The organism is Yersinia alsatica (assembly GCF_902170305.1).
GTDB classification, from domain to species: domain Bacteria; phylum Pseudomonadota; class Gammaproteobacteria; order Enterobacterales; family Enterobacteriaceae; genus Yersinia; species Yersinia alsatica.
Map to the genome: position 1 here is coordinate 155,302 of NZ_CABHWW010000007.1, position 22,455 is coordinate 177,756.

A 22,455-nucleotide genomic window follows, 5' to 3' on the forward strand; every position below is an offset into this window, starting at 1 on the left:
ATCACCCTCTCTGAACCCCTGCCTGAAAGGGCACAAATCTTGCGAGAATGTACCATGAAGAATGATTCATCCACGCTGAAACGCGGCCTTAGTGCCCGGCATATCCGGTTCATGGCGTTAGGTTCCGCTATTGGTACCGGCTTATTTTATGGTTCTGCCGAGGCAATTCGTCTGGCAGGGCCGGCAGTATTACTGGCTTACCTGATTGGTGGCGCTGCAGTGTTTATGGTGATGCGAGCACTGGGCGAAATGGCCGTACATGATCCGGTTGCAGGCTCTTTCGGTCACTATGCCAGCCGCTATCTGGGGCCACTGGCCGGTTTTCTGACCGGTTGGACGTATACCTTTGAGATGATTATTGTGGCGCTGGCCGATGTCACGGCGTTTGGGATTTATATGGGCCTGTGGTTCCCTGATGCCCCGCAATGGGTTTGGGTTTTGAGCATTATTTTCTTTATTGGTGCGCTAAACCTCTGTTCAGTCAAAGTTTTTGGTGAGATGGAGTTTTGGTTATCTCTGCTAAAAGTGACCGCGATTATCGCCATGATTGCAGCAGGGCTGGGGATTATGATGTTTGGCTTTGGTGCGGGTCATGAGAGTACCGGGGTCAGCAATTTATGGTCTCATCAAGGGTTTATGCCCAATGGAATTTCGGGCGTGATTGCTTCATTTGCCGTAGTGATGTTTGCTTTTGGCGGTATTGAAATTATTGGGGTAACCGCCAGTGAGGCGAAGAATCCAGAGAAAGTATTGCCCCGCGCTATCAATACTGTTCCGGTACGCATTCTGTTGTTCTATGTTTTGACTCTATTTGTTCTGATGGCCATCTATCCATGGAATAGTATTGGGCAAAATGGCAGTCCTTTTGTGGAAATTTTCAGTAGCTTGGGTATTAGCTCCGCAGCCAATATTCTGAATCTAGTGGTGATCACTGCGGCTATTTCAGCGATCAACAGCGACATCTATGGTGCGGGCCGTATGATGTATGGCATGGCACAGGAAGGATTAGCACCTAAGTGCTTTAGCCGCCTGACGCGCAATGGTGTGCCATGGATGACTATTTTGGTGATGGCAATTGCGCTGTTATGTGGCGTGGTGTTGAACTATCTGATTCCGAAAAATGTATTCCTGATTATTGCTTCAATTGCGACTTTTGCGACGGTCTGGGTGTGGTTAATGATTCTGATATCACAGGTGGCGATGCGCCGCTCGATGAGCAAAGAAAATGTTGCCCGTCTGGCCTTCCCTGTTCCCTTCTGGCCAGCAGCACCGATTCTGACCATTATCTTTATGGTATTTATTATTGCGGTTCTGGGGTATTTCCCTGACACCCGAATTGCCATGTATGTCGGCCTGGCTTGGGTGGCATTAATGACACTTGCCTGGTGGATTTGGTTGCGCAAAGCGCCACCACGTATCATTCAAGAACCGGTAGAAAGTCGCGAAGCGTAGCCGCGATAACACTGTTTCGGGCCACAATCATAGGGTGAGTGGCCCGATCTATTTTCAGACATGCGGCGGAGTGGGGGGATTGAGCACCAATTTCTGATGTAACTCCAGTGCCATGCTCTCAAGGCGAGTTGTTAATTGGTTAGTCAGGGCCGTTAATTCGGTATTCTGCCGCAGTAATTCCAACATTACCTCCGTATTTTGTGCCGCTATTTTTTGGCGTTCTTCATTGGCGATGGCCAGCGCTTCACGGTGTTGTGCATCGGCGTCGGCGTTGGCTTTATCACGCTCGGCTTGACGAGTCTGTGCCAGTAAAATGAGTGGGGCAGCATAGGCCGCCTGCAAGCTGAAAGCTAAATTCAGCAAAATAAAGGGATAAACGTCAAACTTGACGACGCCAATTACATTCAGGCCAATCCATACCACCACAATTAATGTCTGTGCGCCGAGAAAAACCGGTGTGCCAAAAAAGCGTGCGAAAGCTTCAGCTTTTAGGGCAAACCAGCCATTACCGAAAGGGTTAGATAAATGCTCATGTGGGCGATGGAAACGAAAGTAATCTACTTTCCGCTGGCGGATTGGCTGCTGTTCGGTCACCGATTCAGTCGTTTTCATAGTTGGCAATCCTGGCAAGTGAGCGGTTTTGATATGAAATTACCGCAATAAAGCTAAACAAGGTTATTTAATACTATAGTGAAATGAGATGAATAACGGGAAATTAAGCTGTTTAAGACGGTTTCTTTGACAGTAATAACTACATACTAATTTTATTAATAGCGCACTATATACCAAGATAATGTTTTGCGTTTAAAGTAGCGGCGTAGATAGAGGGTGATAAACTGACCTCAATTGTGAAAAATTATATAGATACGGAGTAACGGCCCATGCCTGCCATAGCCATTAAGCGGTGGATTAAACGGATTGTTCTGGTTTTGGTGGTAATGTCCGTTACCATACTGGCAATACGAATTTACGATACACAACGAGGCCCGAAGCTTGAGCTTTGGCATACGTTTGTTCCTCACGATATGCGCGCCGCTGAAATTGATAAAGCCAATTGGGCGGATTACATCAAAGCCGAAAATAATCTTTTTGATGAAGTTCGGATTAATGTTACCGAGAAATTGGAACCAAGAACCCAGGTTCCATTAAATCGTTATTATTCTGGTAGCGCGATTTATCCACCTCATTTTAAAAATGATTGGAACCGTTCTTATATTCTGCAACCCGAAGGTAAACCTAAAGGTGCGGTCGTATTACTGCATGGCTTAACTGATACCCCTTACAGCTTGCGCCATATTGCAGAGAACTATCGTCAACGTGGCTATGTTGCCGTGGGTATTCGTTTGCCTGCTCATGGCACTGTGCCAGCGGGCCTGACCGATGTTGAGTGGCAAGATTGGCTCGCGGCAACACGGCTGGCAGTTCGTGAAGCTAAAGCATTGAGTGGCCCAGATTTACCACTGCATGTTGTTGGTTTTTCTAATGGCGGCGCGTTGGCAATGAAATACACGTTGGACTCAATGGATGATCCAACACTGGCAAAACCCGCGCGGGTCATATTGATATCTCCAATGATTGGCGTAACAAGCTTTGCGCGTTTTGCAGGTATTGCCGGTTGGCCAGCTATTTTCCCTGCCTTTGCCAAAGCGGCTTGGCTGGGGATAGTGCCAGAGTTTAATCCTTTCAAATACAACTCATTCCCGGTTAATGCTGCTCGTCAGTCGTATTTACTGACCTCTGTGTTGCAACAGCAAATTGCGCGCGATGCCAGAAACAATAAGATGGAAGAGTTACCGCCAATCCTGACCTTCCAGTCATTAATGGACTCGACGGTTAGTACTCGAGCAGTAGTGACCGCGCTTTATAACCACTTGCCGAAAAATGGCAGCGAAGTGGTGCTGTTCGACTTGAACCGTGCGGCTAGCTTCGGCCCGTTATTGAGAACTTCTTCTTATACTGCTTTGGCGCGCTTGTTACCGCCACCACCACGTAATTACAGTGCCACGGTGATCACCAACGTTTCGCCGCAAAGTAATGAAACTGTAGCGCTGACTACTCTGGCGGGTCAGACTAACGAGACGTCCGTGCCGACTGGGCTGATTTATCCACCAGATATCTTCTCGTTATCTCATGTGGCATTGCCATTCCCAATGAGTGATTCGTTATATGGTCGTTATCCCGATCCACGTGACCAATACGGTATCAGCTTGGGGACGTTTGCTGCTCGTGGTGAGCGTGCAGTTCTGGTGGTTGGATTAGATTCACTGATGCGAATTTCATCAAACCCATTCTATCCGTATATGTTGCAGCGCATAGACGACAAGATAGATACACCGGCTAAATAAGATTGCTTCTGAAGCCCCCAAATTGGGGGCTTTTTTATAGCCCGCATTTCATGATTAGCCGTTCATAAAAAACACGCTTGCTATTATATCGTGCGCTATCTATATTGAGTGTATTGATCCACCACGCAGTGAGTTTCAGGTGAAAAATCCGTTATTGCTGGACCAGCAGATGTGCTTTGCCCTGTATTCAGCCAATCTGGCCTTGCATAAGGTTTACCGTAAGTTGCTGAATCAGTTGGGCCTAACCTATCCGCAATATCTGGTCATGTTGGTGTTATGGGAAGGGGATGAATTAACGGTTTCTGATATTGGTCAGCGGTTGTTTCTGGATTCCGCTACATTGACGCCCTTGCTGAAACGTATGGAAAGTGCTGGTTTATTAATTCGCTCACGCGCCATGGATGATGAACGTCAGGTCATCATTCGTCTGACTGAGCAGGGCAGAAACTTACGTGAACAGGCGCAGTCAATTCCTGCAGCAATTATGTGTGCAAGCGAGTGCGATGTTGATCAGTTAGTTGATATTAAACAGCAACTTGAATCCTTACGTGGCAAGCTGCTACAGCACGGCTAAATATTATTGATTAGTTGAATGATGTCGCTGGGTTGGATAGAAACAACCGTTACCAACTGAGATGCATTACTTGGCCTGCAGAGGCTAAGTATGGGATATGTTCTACACTTATTAGTATGCAACTAATTAAGTAGTGTGCGATTTAATCGCAAGTTATTTAACTAGTTGTATCATAAGCCTATACCCCGATATGCAGGGTATATTCATATTTAATGACCCTTAAAGGAAAGCACTATGTCTATTGAAAAAGTCGTATACCGTGCCAAAGCTAAAGCCACTGGTGGCCGCGACGGTCGGGCAACATCCTCTGATGGCGTGCTGGATGTGAAATTGGGTGTTCCTAAAGAAATGGGGGGCGCAGGTGGTGCGGTGACTAACCCAGAACAGCTGTTTGCTGCCGGTTACTCTGCTTGCTTCCTCGGGGCACTGAAGTTTGTTGCATCAAAAGAAAAGATAAAAGTACCTGATGATGCCAGTATTGAAGGTACCGTCGGTATCGGGGCGATCCCAACAGGTTTTGGCATTGAAGTTCAGTTGGATATCAGTTTGCCGGGAATTGAACGCAGCGTAGCAGAAGATTTAGTGAAGAAAGCACATGTTGTCTGCCCATACTCTAATGCCACACGTGGCAATATCGACGTCACTCTGAATATCAAGTAACTCAATAATTCGCCTCAGAATCTCATGAGAATTATCTTGTGGGGTTCTGAGTGTTACGTGATTCTCTTACATTTTCTTATCCCCTGTTTTCAAACAAATAGACGAATATATACTCCTCGTATTAAGCGCTGGCTCGCGGATTTGTTCACTAAGAATGATTAAGATAATTCTTGTAATTAAAATCAATAGCACGCTTATCTTTTCTGCACTGAACCTGAGGAGGGGTTCACTGTCTGATTGATTCAAGCCACAAATAGTGTCTTTGGAGACCTTGCGTTATATGGACAGAGTTAAATCTTTATCGCAGCAAAGCATCTCTTTGTTGTTGGCAGTTTATATTGGTATTTTCCTGAATATTTCTGTCTTTTATCGTCGTTTTGACACCTTTAGCCAAGGTATTCAAGGCATAAAAGTCGTGTCAGCTATCACTGAAGTGATAGCCATTATTCTGTTTACCTTCTTTGTCATGCGGGTTATCTCCCTTGGTGGGCGGTGGTTTTACCGCGTGGTTGCCACCCTGCTGGTATTAATTTCAGTCGCCGCCAGTTATTACATGACTTTTTTCAATGTCGTGATTGGTTATGGCATCGTTATTTCCGTATTGACCACGGATACCGACCTTTCTAAAGAGGTCATTGGCCTCCATTTTGTCATTTGGATGGCGCTGGTCAGCGCATTGCCTCTACTGCTTATCTGGAAAAATACCCTGCACTTAACTTTGTTGGAGCAATTGCGCACGCCGGGCCAACGTATTAAACCGGTCTTATTGATGCTGATTACCGTCGCCTTGGTTTGGTTGCCTATTCGCTATCTGGATAAAGTGCAGCATGCTGATGAACAGCTAAAAACGGTAGATTTACCCAGCTATGGTGGTGTGGTTGCTCACTCCTACTTACCTTCTAACTGGTTGGCAGCATTGGGTTTATACGTTTATACCCAGTACGATGAGCAGTATGACGCGGCAACTTTGTACAACCCCGCGGAGCATCACACTTATGTTGCACCTGCTGGTATTGATGACACTTATGTTGTGTTTATCATTGGTGAAACAACTCGCTGGGACCATATGGGCTTGCTGGGATATCCACGAGATACCACCCCTCGTCTCAGTAAAGAAAAGAATTTAGTCGCTTTTCGTGGCACATCCTGTGACACCTCGACCAAACTTTCACTGCGCTGTATGTTTGTGCGGGAGGGCGGCACAGAAGATAACCCTCAGCGCACGCTGAAAGAGCAAAATGTGTTCGCGGTGATGAAGTCGCTGGGCTTCACCTCCGAGTTGTTCGCGATGCAGAGCGAGATGTGGTTCTACAATAATGCAAATACCGATAACTATTCATTCCGAGAATTGATCGCTTCCGAGAAGCGCAATGATGATAAGCCGGTAGATGACATGTTGCTGGTGGATGAGTTGAAAGAGTCACTGGCGCGTTATCCTGCGGGCAAGCATCTGGTGGTGCTCCACACCAAAGGCTCCCATTATCTTTATTCTCAGCGCTATCCCCGCAGCTATGCCCGCTATCAACCGGAATGTATGGGCGTAGATGATTTTTGCAGCAAACAGCAGTTGGTTAATGCTTTTGATAACAGCGTGTTATATACCGATTCATTTATCGCTAATGTGATTGACCAAATGCGAGATAAAAAAGCCTTAGTGTTCTATGCCGCCGACCATGGCGAATCTATTGACGATAACTCTCACTTCCACGGCACCCCACGAGAAATGGCACCACCGGAGCAGTTTAGAGTGCCATTGATGGTCTGGGCATCAGATAAATTTCTGGCACAACCGGAGCACCTCACTGCTTTCGAACAGCTCCAGGCAGAGCAGCGGGTCGGCAAAACTCACCGTCAGGTTGAACTGTTTGACTCAATTCTGGGTTGCTTAGGTTATACCTCACCGGATGGTGGAATTAATGCAGAGAATAACTGGTGCCGCGCACCTGACCGGCAGGCTCAGCCTGCAATATAGCCAATTGATGTAGGTAACATCTGATATGGCGTAAACCTTGATACCAATTCACATCGCAATTATAAGGTTGCGGTATACTTCAGCTCATATCCCTTCCCGGCTGGAGTCTGCCATGACCTACCGTGTTGCCTTTATTGATGATCATGACATTGTGCGCTCCGGTTTTGCCCAGCTTCTCTCTCTGGAAGATGATATTCAGGTGGTAGGAGAATTCAGCTCGGCAAAACAGGCGCGTGCCGGATTACCGGGCTTGCAGGCGAATATCTGTATTTGTGATATTTCTATGCCTGATGAAAGTGGCTTGGATTTATTGAAAGATCTCCCGTCGGGAATGGGCGTCATTATGTTGTCGATGCATGATAGCCCGGCTTTAGTCGAAATGGCTTTAGAGCGCGGTGCGCGTGGCTTTCTCACCAAACGTTGTAAACCGGAAGATTTGGTTTCTGCCGTCCGAACCGTGGGCAGTGGAGGGGTGTATCTGATGCCCGAAATTGCACAAAAACTCGCCCGTATTGCAGTCGATCCCTTGACCCGCCGTGAGCGTGAGGTCGCCATATTATTGGCGCAAGGTAGAGAAGTGCGCGAAATTGCCGAGTTACTTGGGCTATCCCCCAAAACCGTCCATGTCCATCGCGCTAACTTATTTGCCAAGCTCGGTGTTAATAACAATGTTGAACTGGCGAAGCAGGTGCTGAATCTATGATGCAGCGGTTGGTCATGGTGTTGGCACTGTTCTTTATCTATACCACTGCAGCTTTTTGTTTATGGTCAGTCGGCACCCAGCTTGTTGACCGCCCTTTACAGGCATTGCTGTTGTTCCCCTTTGGCTTGCGTATTGGGATTTTATTGCAAAGCCCGCGTCAGTACTGGCCGGGAATTCTGCTCGGGGATGCCTTGCTATGGTGGTTGCTGACTGACCAGTTTGGCTATGTAGATCTGCTGTGGTGCGCTATTCCACTGCTATTGGCGACGACGTTGCTGGCCTTTTTTGCCTCCCCTTGGTTATTACGCCATCAGAAAAATCAGAACGAATGGCAATGGCCCTTAATGCAAGGTGCAGTGATTGTTGGGGCGGTATTGATACAGGCTTTGGGATGGCAAATTGCCAGTGGTCAAGGGGCAATGGCCTTATTACTGGGGTTAGTCGGTGGCTTCACCATTGCGCCGACGTGCTTGTTATTGTGGCACTATCTGGCACGCCAGATTTGGCTACCTTTAGAGCCGGGGCTGATTCATAAGCCTATTAATCTGCGTTTGCACCATATCATGTGGTATCTGTTGCTCTTTGCCTTGAGTATCTGGCTACAGAATCAAGTCACTGAATCAGATTTATACCTGTTTGCCCCATTCTGTTTGGCGATACCTATTGTTTTCATGGCTTATCGTTATGGTTGGCAGGGGGCATCTGTCGCAACATTACTGAATGGCGTGGTGTTATTAATCAATACTCCTTTGCAATTAGATTCTCACCGCGACCTGCTGTTATCACTGCTGGCACAAAGCCTGACGGGGTTATTACTGGGAGCGGGAATTCAGCGGCAGCGGGAGCTGAACCAGCAATTGCAAATACGGCTGAATGAAAATCGCGAGCTAGCCAAAGCATTGGTGGTAGCAGAGGAACACGCCCGGTGTGATGTGGCGCGTGAACTGCATGATGAGGTCGGGCAGACGGTGACGGTTATCCGCACTCAGGCCAGTGTTATTAAGCGCTTAACTACACAGCAGCCGGTGCTGACCAGCGCCGAAATGATCGAAACACAGGCATTGCGGGTCTATGACGGTGTCCATGATGTATTAGCTAAATTATGGCCAGCGGCATTAAATAACTTACCGCTGTCGGCGGCCATTGCGGCACTAATGCGTGAGCTTATTCCGCAAGATCAATCTGTTGTCGGTGTGCTGCACTGGCAGCTTGATGATAATCCTATCGATGAAACACTCAAAATTACGCTATACCGGATTTGTCAGGAAGGGGTGACCAATGCCTATCGGCATGGTGCCGCCAGCCGGATTGAGATTAATGCGAGGCAGGATAGCCAGCAGATATATCTGACGATTCGGGATAATGGAAAAGGTATAGATTTGGCTACACTAACGCCGGGTTATGGGCTACGTGGCATGCAATCGCGGGTGAGCGCGCTGGGGGGAAGTTTTAACTTGAGTGTGGATCAGGGCACTTGTTTAAATGTGATCCTACCCACAGTTTCCTAACCCATTGATGGAAACTAAGAAATATTCTCGTATGCAGCGGGAATTTCCCTAATTAGTTTCGCGCGCGTGCGCAGCATGATGACTGCACTTGTAAAATATTCTGAGGTTCAACATGTGGTCTTTCCTCAAAAGTCGCGATAGCGAAGTGGTGGTAACGAATCAAGAGCAGATTGATTCGTCCTATAAATATTGGCGCATTCAATTAATGTGGACGATGTATATCGGCTACGCGGCTTTTTATTTCACTCGCAAAAGCTTTAACTTCATTATGCCAGCCATGCTCAGCGACTTGGGCCTGACGATGTCAGATGTTGGGATTTTAGGTACATTGTTTTATATCACTTATGGGTGTTCAAAATTTATTTCGGGGATGATTAGCGACCGCTCAAATCCCCGTTATTTTATGGGCATTGGCCTGGTCATGACCGGGGTTATCAATATCCTGTTTGGTATGAGTTCCTCACTGTTAGTGTTCGGTAGCTTGTGGATTATCAATGCTTTCTTTCAGGGCTGGGGCTGGCCGCCATGTTCCAAAATACTCACCAGTTGGTATTCTCGCTCAGAACGCGGTAGCTGGTGGGCGATCTGGAATACGTCGCATAATTTTGGTGGCGCATTGATTCCATTGTTAGTTGGTTTTATTTCTCTGCACTTTAGCTGGCGTTACGGCATGATTATCCCCGGTATTATTGGTGTGGTCATTGGTTTGCTGATGTGTTGGCGTCTGCGAGACAAGCCCAGCACCATGGGGCTGCCAAGTGTGGGTAAGTGGCGCAATGATGCCATGGAACTGGTGCAGGAGTCTGAAGGTCAGGGGCTATCGAACAAAGAGATTGTGAAGCGCTATGTGTTAACCAATAAATATATCTGGTTGCTGGCAGTGTCCTATGTGCTGGTTTATATCGTTCGCACGGCAATTAATGACTGGGGCAATCTCTATCTGACTCAAGAGAAAGGCTATTCATTAATGACCGCTAACTCTGCCATTTCATTATTTGAAGTGGGTGGGTTTATCGGCTCTCTGGTCGCGGGTTGGGGGTCAGATAAATGGTTCCGTGGTAATCGTGGCCCAATGAATCTGATATTCGCCATCGGTATTTTCCTTTCTGTCGCATCACTGTGGGTGATGCCCGGTATCAGCTATGTGTTGCAGGCGGGATGTTTCTTTGCCATTGGGTTCTTTATTTTTGGCCCTCAGATGCTGATTGGTATGGCTGCCGCAGAATGTTCGCATAAGGATGCAGCTGGGGCTGCGACGGGCTTTGTTGGGTTATTTGCTTACTTGGGTGCCGCGCTTTCGGGTTATCCGATTGCCCGTGTGATGGAGGTTTGGCACTGGAATGGTTTCTTTGTGGTGATTTCAGTTGCTGCTTGTTTATCTGCCTTCTTCTTACTGCCATTCCTGCGGGCGCAATCACCTCAACTAAAAACCGCCGAAGCTCAGGTATAGCCTGAGTGATTCAGTTTTAACCGCGGGTGATGCTTTTAACAACAGTCGCCAGCGGGTTGTTAAAAAGTGATTGACGGCCCAAATGTGTAGCAGTAAGATGCGGCCCAATTCGGCGAGTAGCGCAGCTTGGTAGCGCAACTGGTTTGGGACCAGTGGGTCGGAGGTTCGAATCCTCTCTCGCCGACCAAATTTAAGAACCCTGACGGAAACGTCAGGGTTTTTTTGTGTTTTTTTCTTAATTAACTCAGATAGCGTTTAATCTAACCTCATTTTTTCTCAATCCTCACTGCTATAAACCCTCTTTGTTTTCACAATGATCTCTTTTTATCTTATATATATTACTAATTTTAAAACCTATATTTATCATTCTTATAATATATTTTATATACTTTGCTGTATTGACTTTGTTTTATAAAAAACCGCTAATTAATCGTCGTTTTTAATCGACAATATAAACAATATTATAAGCGAACCAATTAATATATAAGGTGATTATATGAATTCAATTCATGAAAACAATAAAATAAAGCTATCAGTCTTGCCTCTTTCTATATCCCTTTCACTTTGTGGTATTTCTGCTTCTGTATCAGCTGGTGTTATTGCCGATAAAGAAGCACCAAGTCATCAACAAGCTGATATAAAAAATACGACCGTTCACTTTGATTGTCGTACGCCTGGCGGTTGTGGAAGTACAACAGTTGTTAATATTCAATTACCAGATGACAATGGTTTATCACATAATAAATATACTAAATTTAATACCCATGGTTTTTTTGACGAAATCATTCTGAATAATAAATTGTCTAGTGAAGAAAATGGCAATCCACATTTAAAAGGAGTTCCTGCTAAAGTTATTTTAAATGAGGTAAATTCTTATAAAAAAAGTCAATTAAATGGAATAGTGAGTATTGCCGGACAGGATGCTCATGTAATTATTGCTAATCCAGCGGGTATTGATTGTAATGGGTGTTTAAGTACCAGCATAACTAATGCGACTTTAACCACGGGTAACCCATTATTTAATAATGGAAAGCTTGAAGGTTTCAACGTTATGAGCGGTGGTATCAATATTCATGGATTTAGTAAAAGAGATGCTCCTCTATATTTAAAAATGTACTCCTATGATCTAAAAGCAAGTGGTAACTTTTATGCCGATGGGATTGATATACTGGCCGGCGGCCATCAAATAAAAGTAGACTCAGATGGGAATCCGAGTGGGTTTAAGAAAATATCTGAACGTTTGGATAATGCGAATAAATACACAGCTATTGATATTAGTGATGTTGGGGGAATGTATGCTAAGAGGATACGTATTATTTCTGATGCTAATGTGATAAAGAATCCGAATATGAAAGTGGCAAATGGTCAGCTATATATCGGTGCTAAAGGTGATATCTATAATTCTGGTGAAAAGATGACAATAAAAGATAAAGATATACATCGTAGTGGTTATGACACTGTGTATGTTGAGAATATAAAGGTTAAATATAATTAAGACGATGTTATATAAATTAGCGGGAATTAAGTTCTAATAGAAAGAAATTTATAGTAAATAAGCCGTAATTATTTTAATAAAAACAGTTGGCTATATCTGTGGCTAACTGTTTTCAAAATTTAATTGAAATGGAGTTTATGGCATGAAGCTGCTAGCAGTAAGTGAGGGTGTTTCACGTGGCTATAATAAAAAATGGATAACAGCAATCTTATTGTCTTTACGGACTTTTATATTTTTTTTCCCCTTAATCACTTATGCCGATGTCAATTCAACTCAAGCAGTTATTTTAGAACAACAGCAGCGAGAGTTAAAAAATAGCCTCACGCCGCCATTATCACATACTCAAATGAAGAGTGAATCAGCGACACTGGACGGTGTTATCTCTTCAGATGAAATATCCTGTTTGGTTATTGACCGCGTCGAGCTGCTTAATATGAGTGCCTTTCCCAATGCAGCCCGGTTAGCGCAATGGGCAAAACAAGCTCAGGGACACTGCTTAGGTGAGAAAGGGCTATCAGCATTGCAGAATAATCTTCAGTGGCAACTGGTGGATGACGGCTATATCACTTCACAGGTAACTTTCACGGAAGACAGCTATGCCGATGGGGTACTGTCTCTGACTTTAATTCCTGGTCGAGTGAATGGCATTGAGCATCATGAAAATAGTGATAGTTATGCACAGCTCAATACATTATTCCCGAGCAAGGCCGGTGGCTTGGCAAATTTGCGCGATATTGAACAAGGGCTGGAGAATCTGCAGCGCCTGCCGTCGGTAGATGCCACTATGGAAATTCAATTAAATCAGGAGGATTTAACTAGCCAGATTGTGGTGAATCGGCAACAGTCCCGTTTCTGGCGTATCAATACTTTTCTTGATAATGCGGGCTATGATGCCGTCGGTCGTTATCGTGCTGGAGCGACGTTATTTCTGGATAATCCCTTATCGTTAAGTGACTTGGTTTATCTGTCTGCTAGCCGGGAGTTGGACAATCATCATGATAAGGGGAGTGGTTACCTTTCGCTACATTACTCCGTCCCCTTTGGGAATTGGTTGTGGAGTATTACGGGTAGTCAGGGGACTTACTATCAAACATTACTGATAGCCGATACTGCCTTTGAATATCGTACATACTGGCAATCCCTGGATATACAAATTCAACGGCTGTTAATGCGAGGCCATAACTATAAAACGGTGGGCTACACTGGCGCATTAATTCGTAAATCCAATCGTTTTTTTGCTGATATTGAACTGGAAATTCAGCGACAGGATACTGTCGATTGGCAACTCGGTTTTCGACATCTTCACTATACCCACTGGGCCACGATAACTGGGGGGATTAATTATCAGCAAGGCACTCAATGGTTTGGCTCCGGCTCTTCGGCAGGCACAACCGCATTCCAGGCAACTAGGCTGGTTAATGTCACCGCGGCGCTGGACATCCCTTTTATGCTGGGTGAACAGCGATTTCATTTTCAACCTGAATTTAGCCATCAATACTCACGGTCCAATCTTAAGATGCAGGACCAATTCTCTATTGGAGGGCGTAATTCAGTACGCGGCTTCTCGACCGGCAATGTGCTAACCGGTTCTCAAGGGTGGTTTTTGAAAAATGACCTTGTATGGGTAAATCAACATATTGGTAGCCAGCTCTATATGGGGATGGATTATGGTCAAGTGAGTGAAAAAGGGGAGCAATTCTTACTTGGTGACACTTTAGTTGGTGCTGTTGCAGGTATTCGCGGTGGCTATCATCGATTTGGTTATGATTTGAATGTTGGCATTCCGCTCTATAAACCGGCTAATTTTCAAACTGATGCCTTAGTTTTGGGTTTTATGATTAATTGGCAATACTAGCTAATGATCCTTATATAAGTAGGGCATATCATAATTAATATATATACTTTGTATTTTTAAGCTTGTGGTCATTGGCTGATTATTTGAGTATGTAACTCACTACAATTATATTTTTATAAAAGCAGTGAGGTAAAATAATGGGCATATACTGCTATGTAGTAGAAAAATATAAAATTTTCATTCATAAATTATTCTTGATTATTTACTGTCTATTAGCAACCATGAGCTTTTACTCATTTGCCAATATTATTGCCGACACTCAAGCACCCAAAGATCAGCAACCAGAAATACATCATTATATTGAGAATAAAAAATTATGTATGACTCAAAATGCTCATTGTCAGGGGGCTATATTTACGACTATAAATATAGTAACACCAAATGAACAAGGGATTTCACATAATAAGTACGATGAACTCAGTTTGACGTTTGGTCCAGGGCATAATAAATTATTTTTTAATAACCAGAAAATTGATGCTCCTGGCTTTGTTGGTAACCCTAATTTAGTCGATAAAACAGCAAAGGTTATTTTAAATGAAGTAACATCAAATAAGCCAAGTCTGTTGCATGGAGATTTGGCCGTTATTGGTTCTCAAGCCCATGTTATTATTGCTAACCCATCAGGGATTTATTGCAATAACTGTCAATTTAGTAATATGGGCCATGTCACTCTTACTACCGGGGTGCCTGTATTTAATTCTGATATTTTAATGGGTTATGATATTCAGCAAGGCGCGGTGAGTATTGGCCGAAATGGGCTAAAACACCATGATGGCTCAGATACCTTTCTCAATTTATTTTCTACTTCACTCACTGTGGAAGGAGAAGTCAGAGCGGAGGATATCTTGGCGGTGATAGGGAAAAGCCATATTAGTTTTACTGATATTGGTGAAAAATTTGATATTAAACCGAGAGATAATTGCCCTTATAATAGTGCTAATGTTGCCATTGATGTGACTAAGTTGGGCGGGATGTATACTAATAAAATATTCCTTTATGCCAATAGTGGTGGTGTCCAGAATAAAGGAATGATAGATGCTAAAACGGTGGCTAATTTAGTTTCAACATCATTTATTAAAAATAGCAGTGGTAGGATATACGCCCCTAAGTTAAAACTCAGAAGTGTAGGCGATATTGATAATATAGATGGGAAGATTAAAAGTGAGCGGCACGGCTTGGACTATCAGGCTAATGAGAAGTTCGGTATTAGGATTTCAGGGCGGAATGTTAATAACCGAGCTGGGAGCATCTATGCTAACAGTGGATACACGTCGATTAAAGCTAAGGGGTTTTTTAATAATTGGGATGGTGTCATTAAATCAAATGCGCTTTCTGGGCCTGCTGACATCAGAATAAAGGCTAAAATAATAACCAACGATTATGGCCAAATAGTGACATCTCAGAATATACAGATTGATGCCTCTGAGTTAAGAAATAATAAAGGTAGGATTATCAGCGCGTTTAAAAACGTGGATCTGGGTTATAAAACACTAATCAGCGAGGAGGGGATTATACACGCAGGTATTGAAGTCAATCGAACGATTAAGCCCTAAGCCATCAATGTAGCCATCCTCATGCTCAATGCTGCAATTCGGTGTTGCCATTGCGACGCCATTGTCTTGGCAATGTCGGTAAACCTTACCGCTTCTATTACCAGGTAAAATGCCATGCACTGGTTTGGGGCGCCAATATTGTGCGTCGGGTCGGTGTGTTATAGCGGCTGTTGGCTATAATCTATTGCCGAGTGAATATTTCGCTTTTTTAGCAGCACGCAGGATGTGCGTGATTCCGGTTGTATGTGACAACATTCACGTCACTTATCGGCTGCGGCAACAGCATTTCCATCTATTTTCTGTCGATATTACAAAAAAATCTGAACAGATAGACATCAATTCGCAACAAAGTTTTTTTGTTTGTCAGTGGATGTTGCAACTGCTTTATTTAATCTAGCCAGTTAATCCCTCTAGTTAATTGCTAATAGCATAAATTTTAATGCTGATAATGTTAACAAGAAGTTTTTTTTATGTTTGCATGCTGTTTCTCATTGTCTTGATAAATCCTTTCAGACCGTATTGACGTTGCCATCAACTGTTGCCAAATTGGTACCCTCAGGGGTAGTAATCGAGAGCAGTTTGGCTGATTCCACTCATTCAAAATTGTCGTCGCGATAGCATTTATCCGGCATCTCAATCCCGCATCCCTGCTATTAATGGGCAAAAACGGCACAGTCCGCGGACTAAAAAATTATAGGGCCTGGCCGTACACACAACACACATCACCATAATGGAGCACAAGCGATGACGATTTCCTTGGGAAAAACAGGGATACTGAAATTCGGTATTGGGCTGATTGCACTGACTGTCGCGGCCAGTGTACAAGCGAAAACATTGGTTTATTGTTCTGAGGGTTCTCCGGAAGGTTTCAACCCGCAGCTTTTCACCTCTGGCACGACATATGATGCAAGCTCGGTACCTATCTACAACCGTCTGGTTGAATTCAAACTCGGGACGACCGAAATTGAACCCGGTCTGGCTGAGAAATGGGAAATCAGTGAAGACGGCAAAACCTACACTTTCCATCTGCGTAAAGGTGTGAAGTGGCAAGATAATAAAGACTTCAAACCCACCCGCGATTTCAATGCTGATGACGTGATCTACTCCTTCATGCGTCAGAAAGATGATAAACATCCGTACCATAAAGTGTCTGGCGGCAGCTATGAATACTTCCAGGGTATGGGTATGGGTGATTTGATCACCAATATTGTTAAAGTTGACGATAATACTGTTCGCTTCGAGCTGGCTCGTCCAGAGTCGCCATTCCTGGCTGACTTGGCGATGGACTTCGCGTCAATTCTGTCTGCTGAATATGCTGACGGCATGCTGAAAGCCGGCACGCCAGAAAAAGTCGATTTGAACCCAATCGGCACTGGCCCGTTCCAGTTACAGCAATATCAAAAAGATTCTCGCATCCTGTACAAAGCCTTTGATGGCTACTGGGGCACCAAACCGAAAATTGATCGTCTGGTCTTCTCGATTACACCAGATGCCTCTGTTCGTTATGCGAAATTGCAGAAAAATGAATGTCAGGTTATGCCATACCCTAACCCGGCTGACATTGCTCGCATGAAAGAAGACAAAACCATCAGCCTGATGGAGCAACCGGGCCTGAACGTCGGTTACCTCTCCTTCAACGTTGAGAAAAAACCACTGGATAACGTGAAAGTTCGCCAAGCGTTGACCATGGCAGTTAATAAACAAGCCATTATCGATGCGGTTTATCAGGGCGCGGGCCAAGCGGCCAAGAACCTGATCCCACCAACTATGTGGGGCTACAACGATGAGGTGAAAGATTACCCATATGATCCGGCTAAAGCGAAAGAGTTGCTGAAAGAAGCGGGTCTGCCAGATGGTTTCGCCATCGACCTGTGGGCTATGCCAGTTCAACGCCCTTATAACCCAAATGCTCGTCGTATGGCTGAAATGATCCAGTCTGACTGGGCGAAAGTTGGCGTGAAAGCCAAAATCGTGACTTACGAGTGGGGCGAGTACCTCAAACGTGCTAAAGACGGCGAACATGAAACTGTGATGATGGGGTGGACCGGGGACAATGGGGACCCAGACAACTTCTTCGCCACTCTGTTCAGCTGTGATGCCGCCAAACAAGGCTCCAACTACTCCCGCTGGTGTTATAAGCCGTTTGAAGACGTGATCCAGCCAGCGCGTGCTGAGTCTGACCACGACAAACGTGTCGCTCTTTACAAACAAGCTCAGGTTGTCATGCATGATCAAGCGCCAGCGCTGATTATTGCTCACTCAACCGTGTACGAGCCAGTGCGTAAAGAAGTGAAAGGTTATGTTGTTGATCCGTTGGGTAAACACCATTTCGAGAACGTGTCCCTGGATTAATTTTAATCTAGAAAGTAGAGCCGGTGGGCGTGCATAGCATGTGCACCGGCTTCTTCATTTAGGTTAAGACAGATACAGATGTGAGCCATATAACCTCGCCCAATGAGTGTCATTGCCGCAGAAATTTTGAGCATGGACAGCGCGCAAACACTGGAGCGTACACGCAGTACGTGACGGTGGTGAGCACTGCCCTAGGTCAAAATGGCAAGTAAAATAACTTATTGGGAGGTTTAATAAGCTTGGTTGCCCACGAGCAGCTCGGCATTCTACACAGAGAGTTCGGGATATGTTGCAGTTCATACTCCGACGTTTGGGGTTAGTTATCCCAACGTTTATCGGCATTACTTTGCTGACCTTTGCTTTTGTTCATATGATCCCGGGCGACCCGGTGACCATCATGGCTGGGGAACGCGGTATCTCCGCTGAGCGCCATGCTCAAATCATGGCGGAAATGGGGCTAGACAAGCCTCTCTACCAACAATACTTCCATTATGTGAATGGCGTATTACATGGTGACCTCGGCATTTCGCTGAAAAGCCGTATTGCTGTCTGGGAAGAGTTTGTTCCCCGCTTTAAAGCGACACTGGAACTGGGGATCTGCGCGATGCTGTTTGCTATCGCGGTGGGTATTCCTGTCGGGGTGTTGGCGGCAGTCAAACGCGGTTCAATATTCGATCACACCGCCGTTGGGATCTCCCTGACCGGTTACTCGATGCCTATCTTCTGGTGGGGCATCATGTTGATCATGCTGGTTTCGGTGCAATGGAACCTCACCCCGGTTTCGGGGCGGGTTAGCGATACTGTGTTCCTTGATGACAGTCTGCCGCTGACCGGTTTTATGCTGATTGACACCCTTATCTGGGGTGAACCCGGCGACTTTAAAGACGCCGTAATGCATATGATTTTGCCCGCCATTGTATTAGGTACCATCCCCCTCGCCGTTATCGTGCGCATGACCCGCTCCTCAATGTTGGAAGTATTGGGTGAAGACTATATCCGTACGGCGCGTGCCAAAGGCCTAAGCCGGATGCGCGTGATTGTGGTCCATGCCCTGCGCAATGCTTTATTGCCGGTAGTCACGGTGATTGGCTTACAGGTCGGTACCATGCTGGCAGGTGCCATTCTGACGGAAACCATCTTCTCCTGGCCGGGATTAGGCCGCTGGTTGATGGATGCATTGCAACGTCGAGATTACCCGGTGGTACAGGGTGGGGTATTGCTGGTCGCGATCATGATTATTTTAGTTAACTTGCTGGTAGATGTGCTCTATGGCGTAGTTAACCCGCGTATTCGTCACAAGAAATAAGGGGCGCAAAATGTCTCAACTTACTGAGTCGACAGTAAAAAGTGCGCCGAAGCCGATGACTCCTTTGCAGGAGTTTTGGCACTATTTCAAGCGCAATAAAGGGGCTGTTATCGGCCTGTTTTACATCATTCTTATGCTGCTGATTGCCGCAGGCGCAACCTGGATTGCCCCGCACGGCCCGGCAGAGCAATTCCGTGATGCATTATTAAAACCGCCGGTCTGGGAAGAGGGTGGTAGCTGGAAGTTTATTCTCGGTACTGATGATGTGGGCCGCGATGTCTTGTCCCGCCTGATGTATGGCGCTCGCCTCTCGCTGTTGGTTGGCTGTCTGGTAGTAGTGCTGTCGCTGGTCATGGGCGTCATTTTCGGCTTATTGGCCGGTTATTTTGGCGGTATCGTCGATGCCATCATTATGCGTGTTGTCGATATCATGCTGGCACTGCCAAGCTTGCTGCTGGCATTAGTCTTGGTGGCGGTGTTCGGGCCTTCGATTGTGAATGCCTCTTTGGCGCTAACCTTTGTTGCTTTGCCGCACTATGTGCGGTTGACACGGGCCGCGGTGCTGGTTGAGGTCAATCGTGACTATGTGACGGCCTCCAGAGTAGCTGGCGCGGGTTCGATGCGTCAGATGTTTATCAATATTTTGCCAAACTGCCTTGCACCATTAATCGTGCAGGCTTCTCTCGGCTTCTCTAACGCCATTCTGGATATGGCGGCTCTTGGCTTCCTCGGTATGGGTGCACAACCGCCAACACCAGAATGGGGCACCATGCTCTCTGATGTGTTGCAGTTCGCACAAAGCGCCTGGTGGGTCGTGACCTTCCCCGGTGTGGCGATTCTGCTGACGGTTCTGGCGTTTAACCTGATGGGGGACGGCCTGCGTGATGCTCTCGACCCCAAACTCAAGCAGTAACAGAGGTAGAGAGAGATGGCACTTTTAAATGTAGACAAATTGTCGGTGCACTTCGGTGACGAAGGCGCGCCGTTCAAAGCAGTAGATCGTATCAGTTACAGTATTGATCAAGGTCAGGTGGTTGGGATCGTCGGTGAATCCGGCTCCGGTAAATCAGTCAGCTCACTGGCAATCATGGGGCTGATTGATTACCCCGGCAAAGTGATGGCCGATAAGCTGGAGTTTAATGGCCGCGACCTGACGAAGATTTCGGAAAAAGAGCGGCGTCAGCTGGTGGGTTCGGAAGTCGCGATGATTTTCCAAGACCCGATGACCAGTCTTAACCCGTGTTACACCGTCGGCTTCCAGATCATGGAAGCGCTGAAGGTGCATCAGGGGGGCAACCGCAAAACCCGTCATCAGCGAGCAGTCGATTTGCTGACACTGGTGGGGATCCCTGATCCGGCCTCACGGCTGGATGTGTACCCGCACCAACTGTCCGGCGGGATGAGCCAGCGCGTGATGATTGCGATGGCCATTGCCTGTCGGCCTAAGTTGCTGATTGCCGATGAACCGACGACGGCTCTGGATGTGACTATTCAGGCGCAGATTATTGAATTGCTGCTGGAATTACAGCAGCGAGAAAATATGGCGCTATTGCTGATTACCCATGACTTGGCACTGGTTGCCGAGGCGGCTCATCATATTATTGTGATGTATGCCGGTCAGGTGGTCGAAACCGGCAAGTCATCCGAAATTTTCCGTGCGCCACGTCATCCCTACACCCAGGCATTATTGCGGGCGCTACCGGAGTTTGCCCAGGATAAAGCGCGGTTGGCATCATTACCGGGTGTGGTTCCGGGCAAATATGACCGGCCTGAAGGTTGTCTGCTTAATCCACGTTGCCCGTATGCTAATGATCGTTGCCGCCGTGAAGAACCCGAATTACTGGGGCCGGCGGGGCGTCAGGTTAAATGCCATACACCGCTCGATGATGCGGGGAGGCCGACCTTATGAGCCAATCAACTGAAATGAAAAATGAATCACAGGCATCAAAGCCTCTGTTGCAAGCCATTGATTTAAAAAAATATTATCCGGTCAAAAAAGGGTTCTTTGCGCCGGAGCGCTTGGTTAAGGCGCTGGATGGGGTTTCGTTCACCTTGGAACGGGGCAAAACATTGGCGGTAGTTGGGGAGTCTGGCTGTGGTAAATCCACACTGGGCCGTCTACTGACCATGATAGAAATTCCGACCGGCGGCGAGCTTTACTACCAAGGTCAGGATTTACTCAAGCCAGATGAAAGTGCTGAAAAGCTACGGCGTCAGAAAATCCAGATTGTGTTCCAGAACCCGTATGGTTCTTTGAACCCGCGTAAGAAAGTGGGACAGATTCTGGAAGAGCCGCTGCAAATCAATACCCAGCTCAATCGCCAAGAACGTCGCGAAAAAACATTGGCGATGATGGCAAAGGTTGGTCTGAAAACTGAGCACTATGATCGCTATCCGCATATGTTCTCGGGCGGGCAACGCCAGCGAATCGCCATTGCCCGGGGTTTGATGTTGAATCCTGATGTGGTGATTGCCGATGAGCCGGTTTCTGCACTGGATGTGTCAGTGCGGGCGCAGGTATTGAACTTGATGATGGATTTACAGCAGGAGTTGGGGCTGTCGTATGTCTTTATCTCCCATGACCTGTCTGTGGTGGAACATATTGCTGACGAAGTGATGGTGATGTATTTGGGGCGTTGTGTTGAGAAAGGCAGCAAAGAGGCCATTTTTAATAACCCACGCCACCCTTATACTCAGGCGCTGTTATCGGCGACACCACGGCTGAATCCAGATATGCGTCGTGAGCGTATTAAATTGACGGGTGAGTTACCCAGCCCAATGAGCCCACCGCCAGGTTGTGCCTTTAATGCGCGTTGCCGCCGAGCATTCGGGACTTGTACTCAGCTGCAACCGCAACTAAAGCAGTACGGTGACCAAATGGTAGCCTGTTTTGCTGTTGATCAGGATGAAGCAGAGAAAAGTAGCTAAGGCCACCACCACATACTGCCAGACAGTGTGGCCATATCGATAATAAAAACGCCGGAAATCCGGCGTTTTTTTATAAAGAAATAAAAATACTGCCATTCAGGTTATAAAAAAATTCAGTCAAATAGTTGCCTGTAAATATATTTATTTGTCATGTAAATAAATAATTACGGAATAATAAATTAAGCGGTCATCGGTAGGTGAAATAATGCCGTAGACTATATCTATGATTAAATCTGTAAGATTTGGCTTAGAATGAAATTGATCGCATTTTCGGCTAAATAAAATGGCATTTTATTCTTAGC

At 46.0% G+C, this 22,455-nt stretch carries 17 protein-coding genes and 1 tRNA gene; 17 read left to right on the top strand and 1 reads right to left on the bottom strand.

Annotation, left to right across the window (positions count from 1 at the left end):
* The first annotated feature begins 54 nt into the window (after positions 1 to 54).
* Positions 55 to 1,452 (top strand): amino acid permease, encoded by a 1,398-nt coding sequence (locus FTA96_RS02640; RefSeq protein WP_050123661.1) that lies wholly within the window; start codon positions 55 to 57, stop codon positions 1,450 to 1,452.
* A 54-nt stretch (positions 1,453 to 1,506) separates the two neighbouring features.
* Here FTA96_RS02640 and FTA96_RS02645 read toward each other — a convergent pair whose 3' ends face one another.
* Complete coding sequence (locus FTA96_RS02645; RefSeq protein WP_145538936.1) at positions 1,507 to 2,064, bottom strand: DUF1003 domain-containing protein; 558 nt, start codon at positions 2,062 to 2,064, stop codon at positions 1,507 to 1,509.
* 269 nt (positions 2,065 to 2,333) lie between these two features.
* Here FTA96_RS02645 and FTA96_RS02650 point away from each other — a divergent pair, with 269 nt between their 5' ends.
* The 16 genes from FTA96_RS02650 (at position 2,334) to dppF (ending at position 22,153) form a co-directional block, all read left to right on the top strand.
* Positions 2,334 to 3,797 carry an alpha/beta hydrolase gene (locus FTA96_RS02650; RefSeq protein ID WP_050109195.1) on the top strand — a complete coding sequence of 488 codons (1,464 nt, stop codon included), beginning with the start codon at positions 2,334 to 2,336 and terminating at the stop codon, positions 3,795 to 3,797.
* Positions 3,798 to 3,966: 169 nt separating this feature from the next.
* Positions 3,967 to 4,371: a MarR family winged helix-turn-helix transcriptional regulator gene (locus tag FTA96_RS02655; protein ID WP_050109324.1), complete on the top strand. Its 405-nt coding sequence runs from the start codon at positions 3,967 to 3,969 to the stop codon at positions 4,369 to 4,371.
* A 234-nt stretch (positions 4,372 to 4,605) separates the two neighbouring features.
* A complete protein-coding gene (locus tag FTA96_RS02660) occupies positions 4,606 to 5,031 on the top strand; it encodes an organic hydroperoxide resistance protein (protein ID WP_050109194.1) in 426 nt (141 codons plus the stop codon).
* A gap of 280 nt (positions 5,032 to 5,311) precedes the next feature.
* Positions 5,312 to 7,003, top strand: coding sequence for a kdo(2)-lipid A phosphoethanolamine 7''-transferase (gene eptB, locus FTA96_RS02665; RefSeq protein ID WP_050109193.1), 1,692 nt, complete (start codon positions 5,312 to 5,314; stop codon positions 7,001 to 7,003).
* A gap of 112 nt (positions 7,004 to 7,115) precedes the next feature.
* Entirely contained in the window at positions 7,116 to 7,706 is a 591-nt protein-coding gene (uhpA, locus tag FTA96_RS02670; RefSeq protein ID WP_050109192.1) for a transcriptional regulator UhpA, read from the top strand.
* Positions 7,703 to 9,214 carry a signal transduction histidine-protein kinase/phosphatase UhpB gene (gene uhpB, locus FTA96_RS02675; protein WP_145573123.1) on the top strand — a complete coding sequence of 504 codons (1,512 nt, stop codon included), beginning with the start codon at positions 7,703 to 7,705 and terminating at the stop codon, positions 9,212 to 9,214. The genes uhpA and uhpB overlap by 4 nt, the downstream gene beginning before the upstream one ends.
* Before the next feature lie 112 nt (positions 9,215 to 9,326).
* Positions 9,327 to 10,664: an MFS transporter gene (gene uhpC, locus FTA96_RS02680; RefSeq protein WP_050123663.1), complete on the top strand. Its 1,338-nt coding sequence runs from the start codon at positions 9,327 to 9,329 to the stop codon at positions 10,662 to 10,664.
* A gap of 110 nt (positions 10,665 to 10,774) precedes the next feature.
* Positions 10,775 to 10,851 (top strand) — tRNA-Pro (locus FTA96_RS02685).
* 309 nt (positions 10,852 to 11,160) lie between these two features.
* Entirely contained in the window at positions 11,161 to 12,159 is a 999-nt protein-coding gene (locus tag FTA96_RS02690; protein ID WP_145573125.1) for a two-partner secretion domain-containing protein, read from the top strand.
* A 142-nt stretch (positions 12,160 to 12,301) separates the two neighbouring features.
* Positions 12,302 to 14,014, top strand: a complete 1,713-nt coding sequence (locus FTA96_RS02695) for a ShlB/FhaC/HecB family hemolysin secretion/activation protein (RefSeq protein WP_145573126.1) — start codon at positions 12,302 to 12,304, stop codon at positions 14,012 to 14,014.
* A 137-nt stretch (positions 14,015 to 14,151) separates the two neighbouring features.
* Entirely contained in the window at positions 14,152 to 15,567 is a 1,416-nt protein-coding gene (locus FTA96_RS02700) for a two-partner secretion domain-containing protein (protein WP_050151891.1), read from the top strand.
* A 744-nt stretch (positions 15,568 to 16,311) separates the two neighbouring features.
* Positions 16,312 to 17,919, top strand: coding sequence for a dipeptide ABC transporter periplasmic-binding protein DppA (dppA, locus tag FTA96_RS02705; RefSeq protein ID WP_050110384.1), 1,608 nt, complete (start codon positions 16,312 to 16,314; stop codon positions 17,917 to 17,919).
* A 286-nt stretch (positions 17,920 to 18,205) separates the two neighbouring features.
* Positions 18,206 to 19,225, top strand: coding sequence for a dipeptide ABC transporter permease DppB (gene dppB / locus FTA96_RS02710; protein ID WP_050110385.1), 1,020 nt, complete (start codon positions 18,206 to 18,208; stop codon positions 19,223 to 19,225).
* Between the two features lie 10 nt (positions 19,226 to 19,235).
* Complete coding sequence (gene dppC / locus FTA96_RS02715) at positions 19,236 to 20,138, top strand: dipeptide ABC transporter permease DppC (RefSeq protein ID WP_050110386.1); 903 nt, start codon at positions 19,236 to 19,238, stop codon at positions 20,136 to 20,138.
* A 15-nt stretch (positions 20,139 to 20,153) separates the two neighbouring features.
* Complete coding sequence (dppD, locus tag FTA96_RS02720) at positions 20,154 to 21,134, top strand: dipeptide ABC transporter ATP-binding protein (protein ID WP_050110387.1); 981 nt, start codon at positions 20,154 to 20,156, stop codon at positions 21,132 to 21,134.
* Between the two features lie 14 nt (positions 21,135 to 21,148).
* A complete protein-coding gene (dppF, locus tag FTA96_RS02725; RefSeq protein ID WP_050110412.1) occupies positions 21,149 to 22,153 on the top strand; it encodes a dipeptide ABC transporter ATP-binding subunit DppF in 1,005 nt (334 codons plus the stop codon).
* Positions 22,154 to 22,455 lie beyond the last annotated feature (302 nt).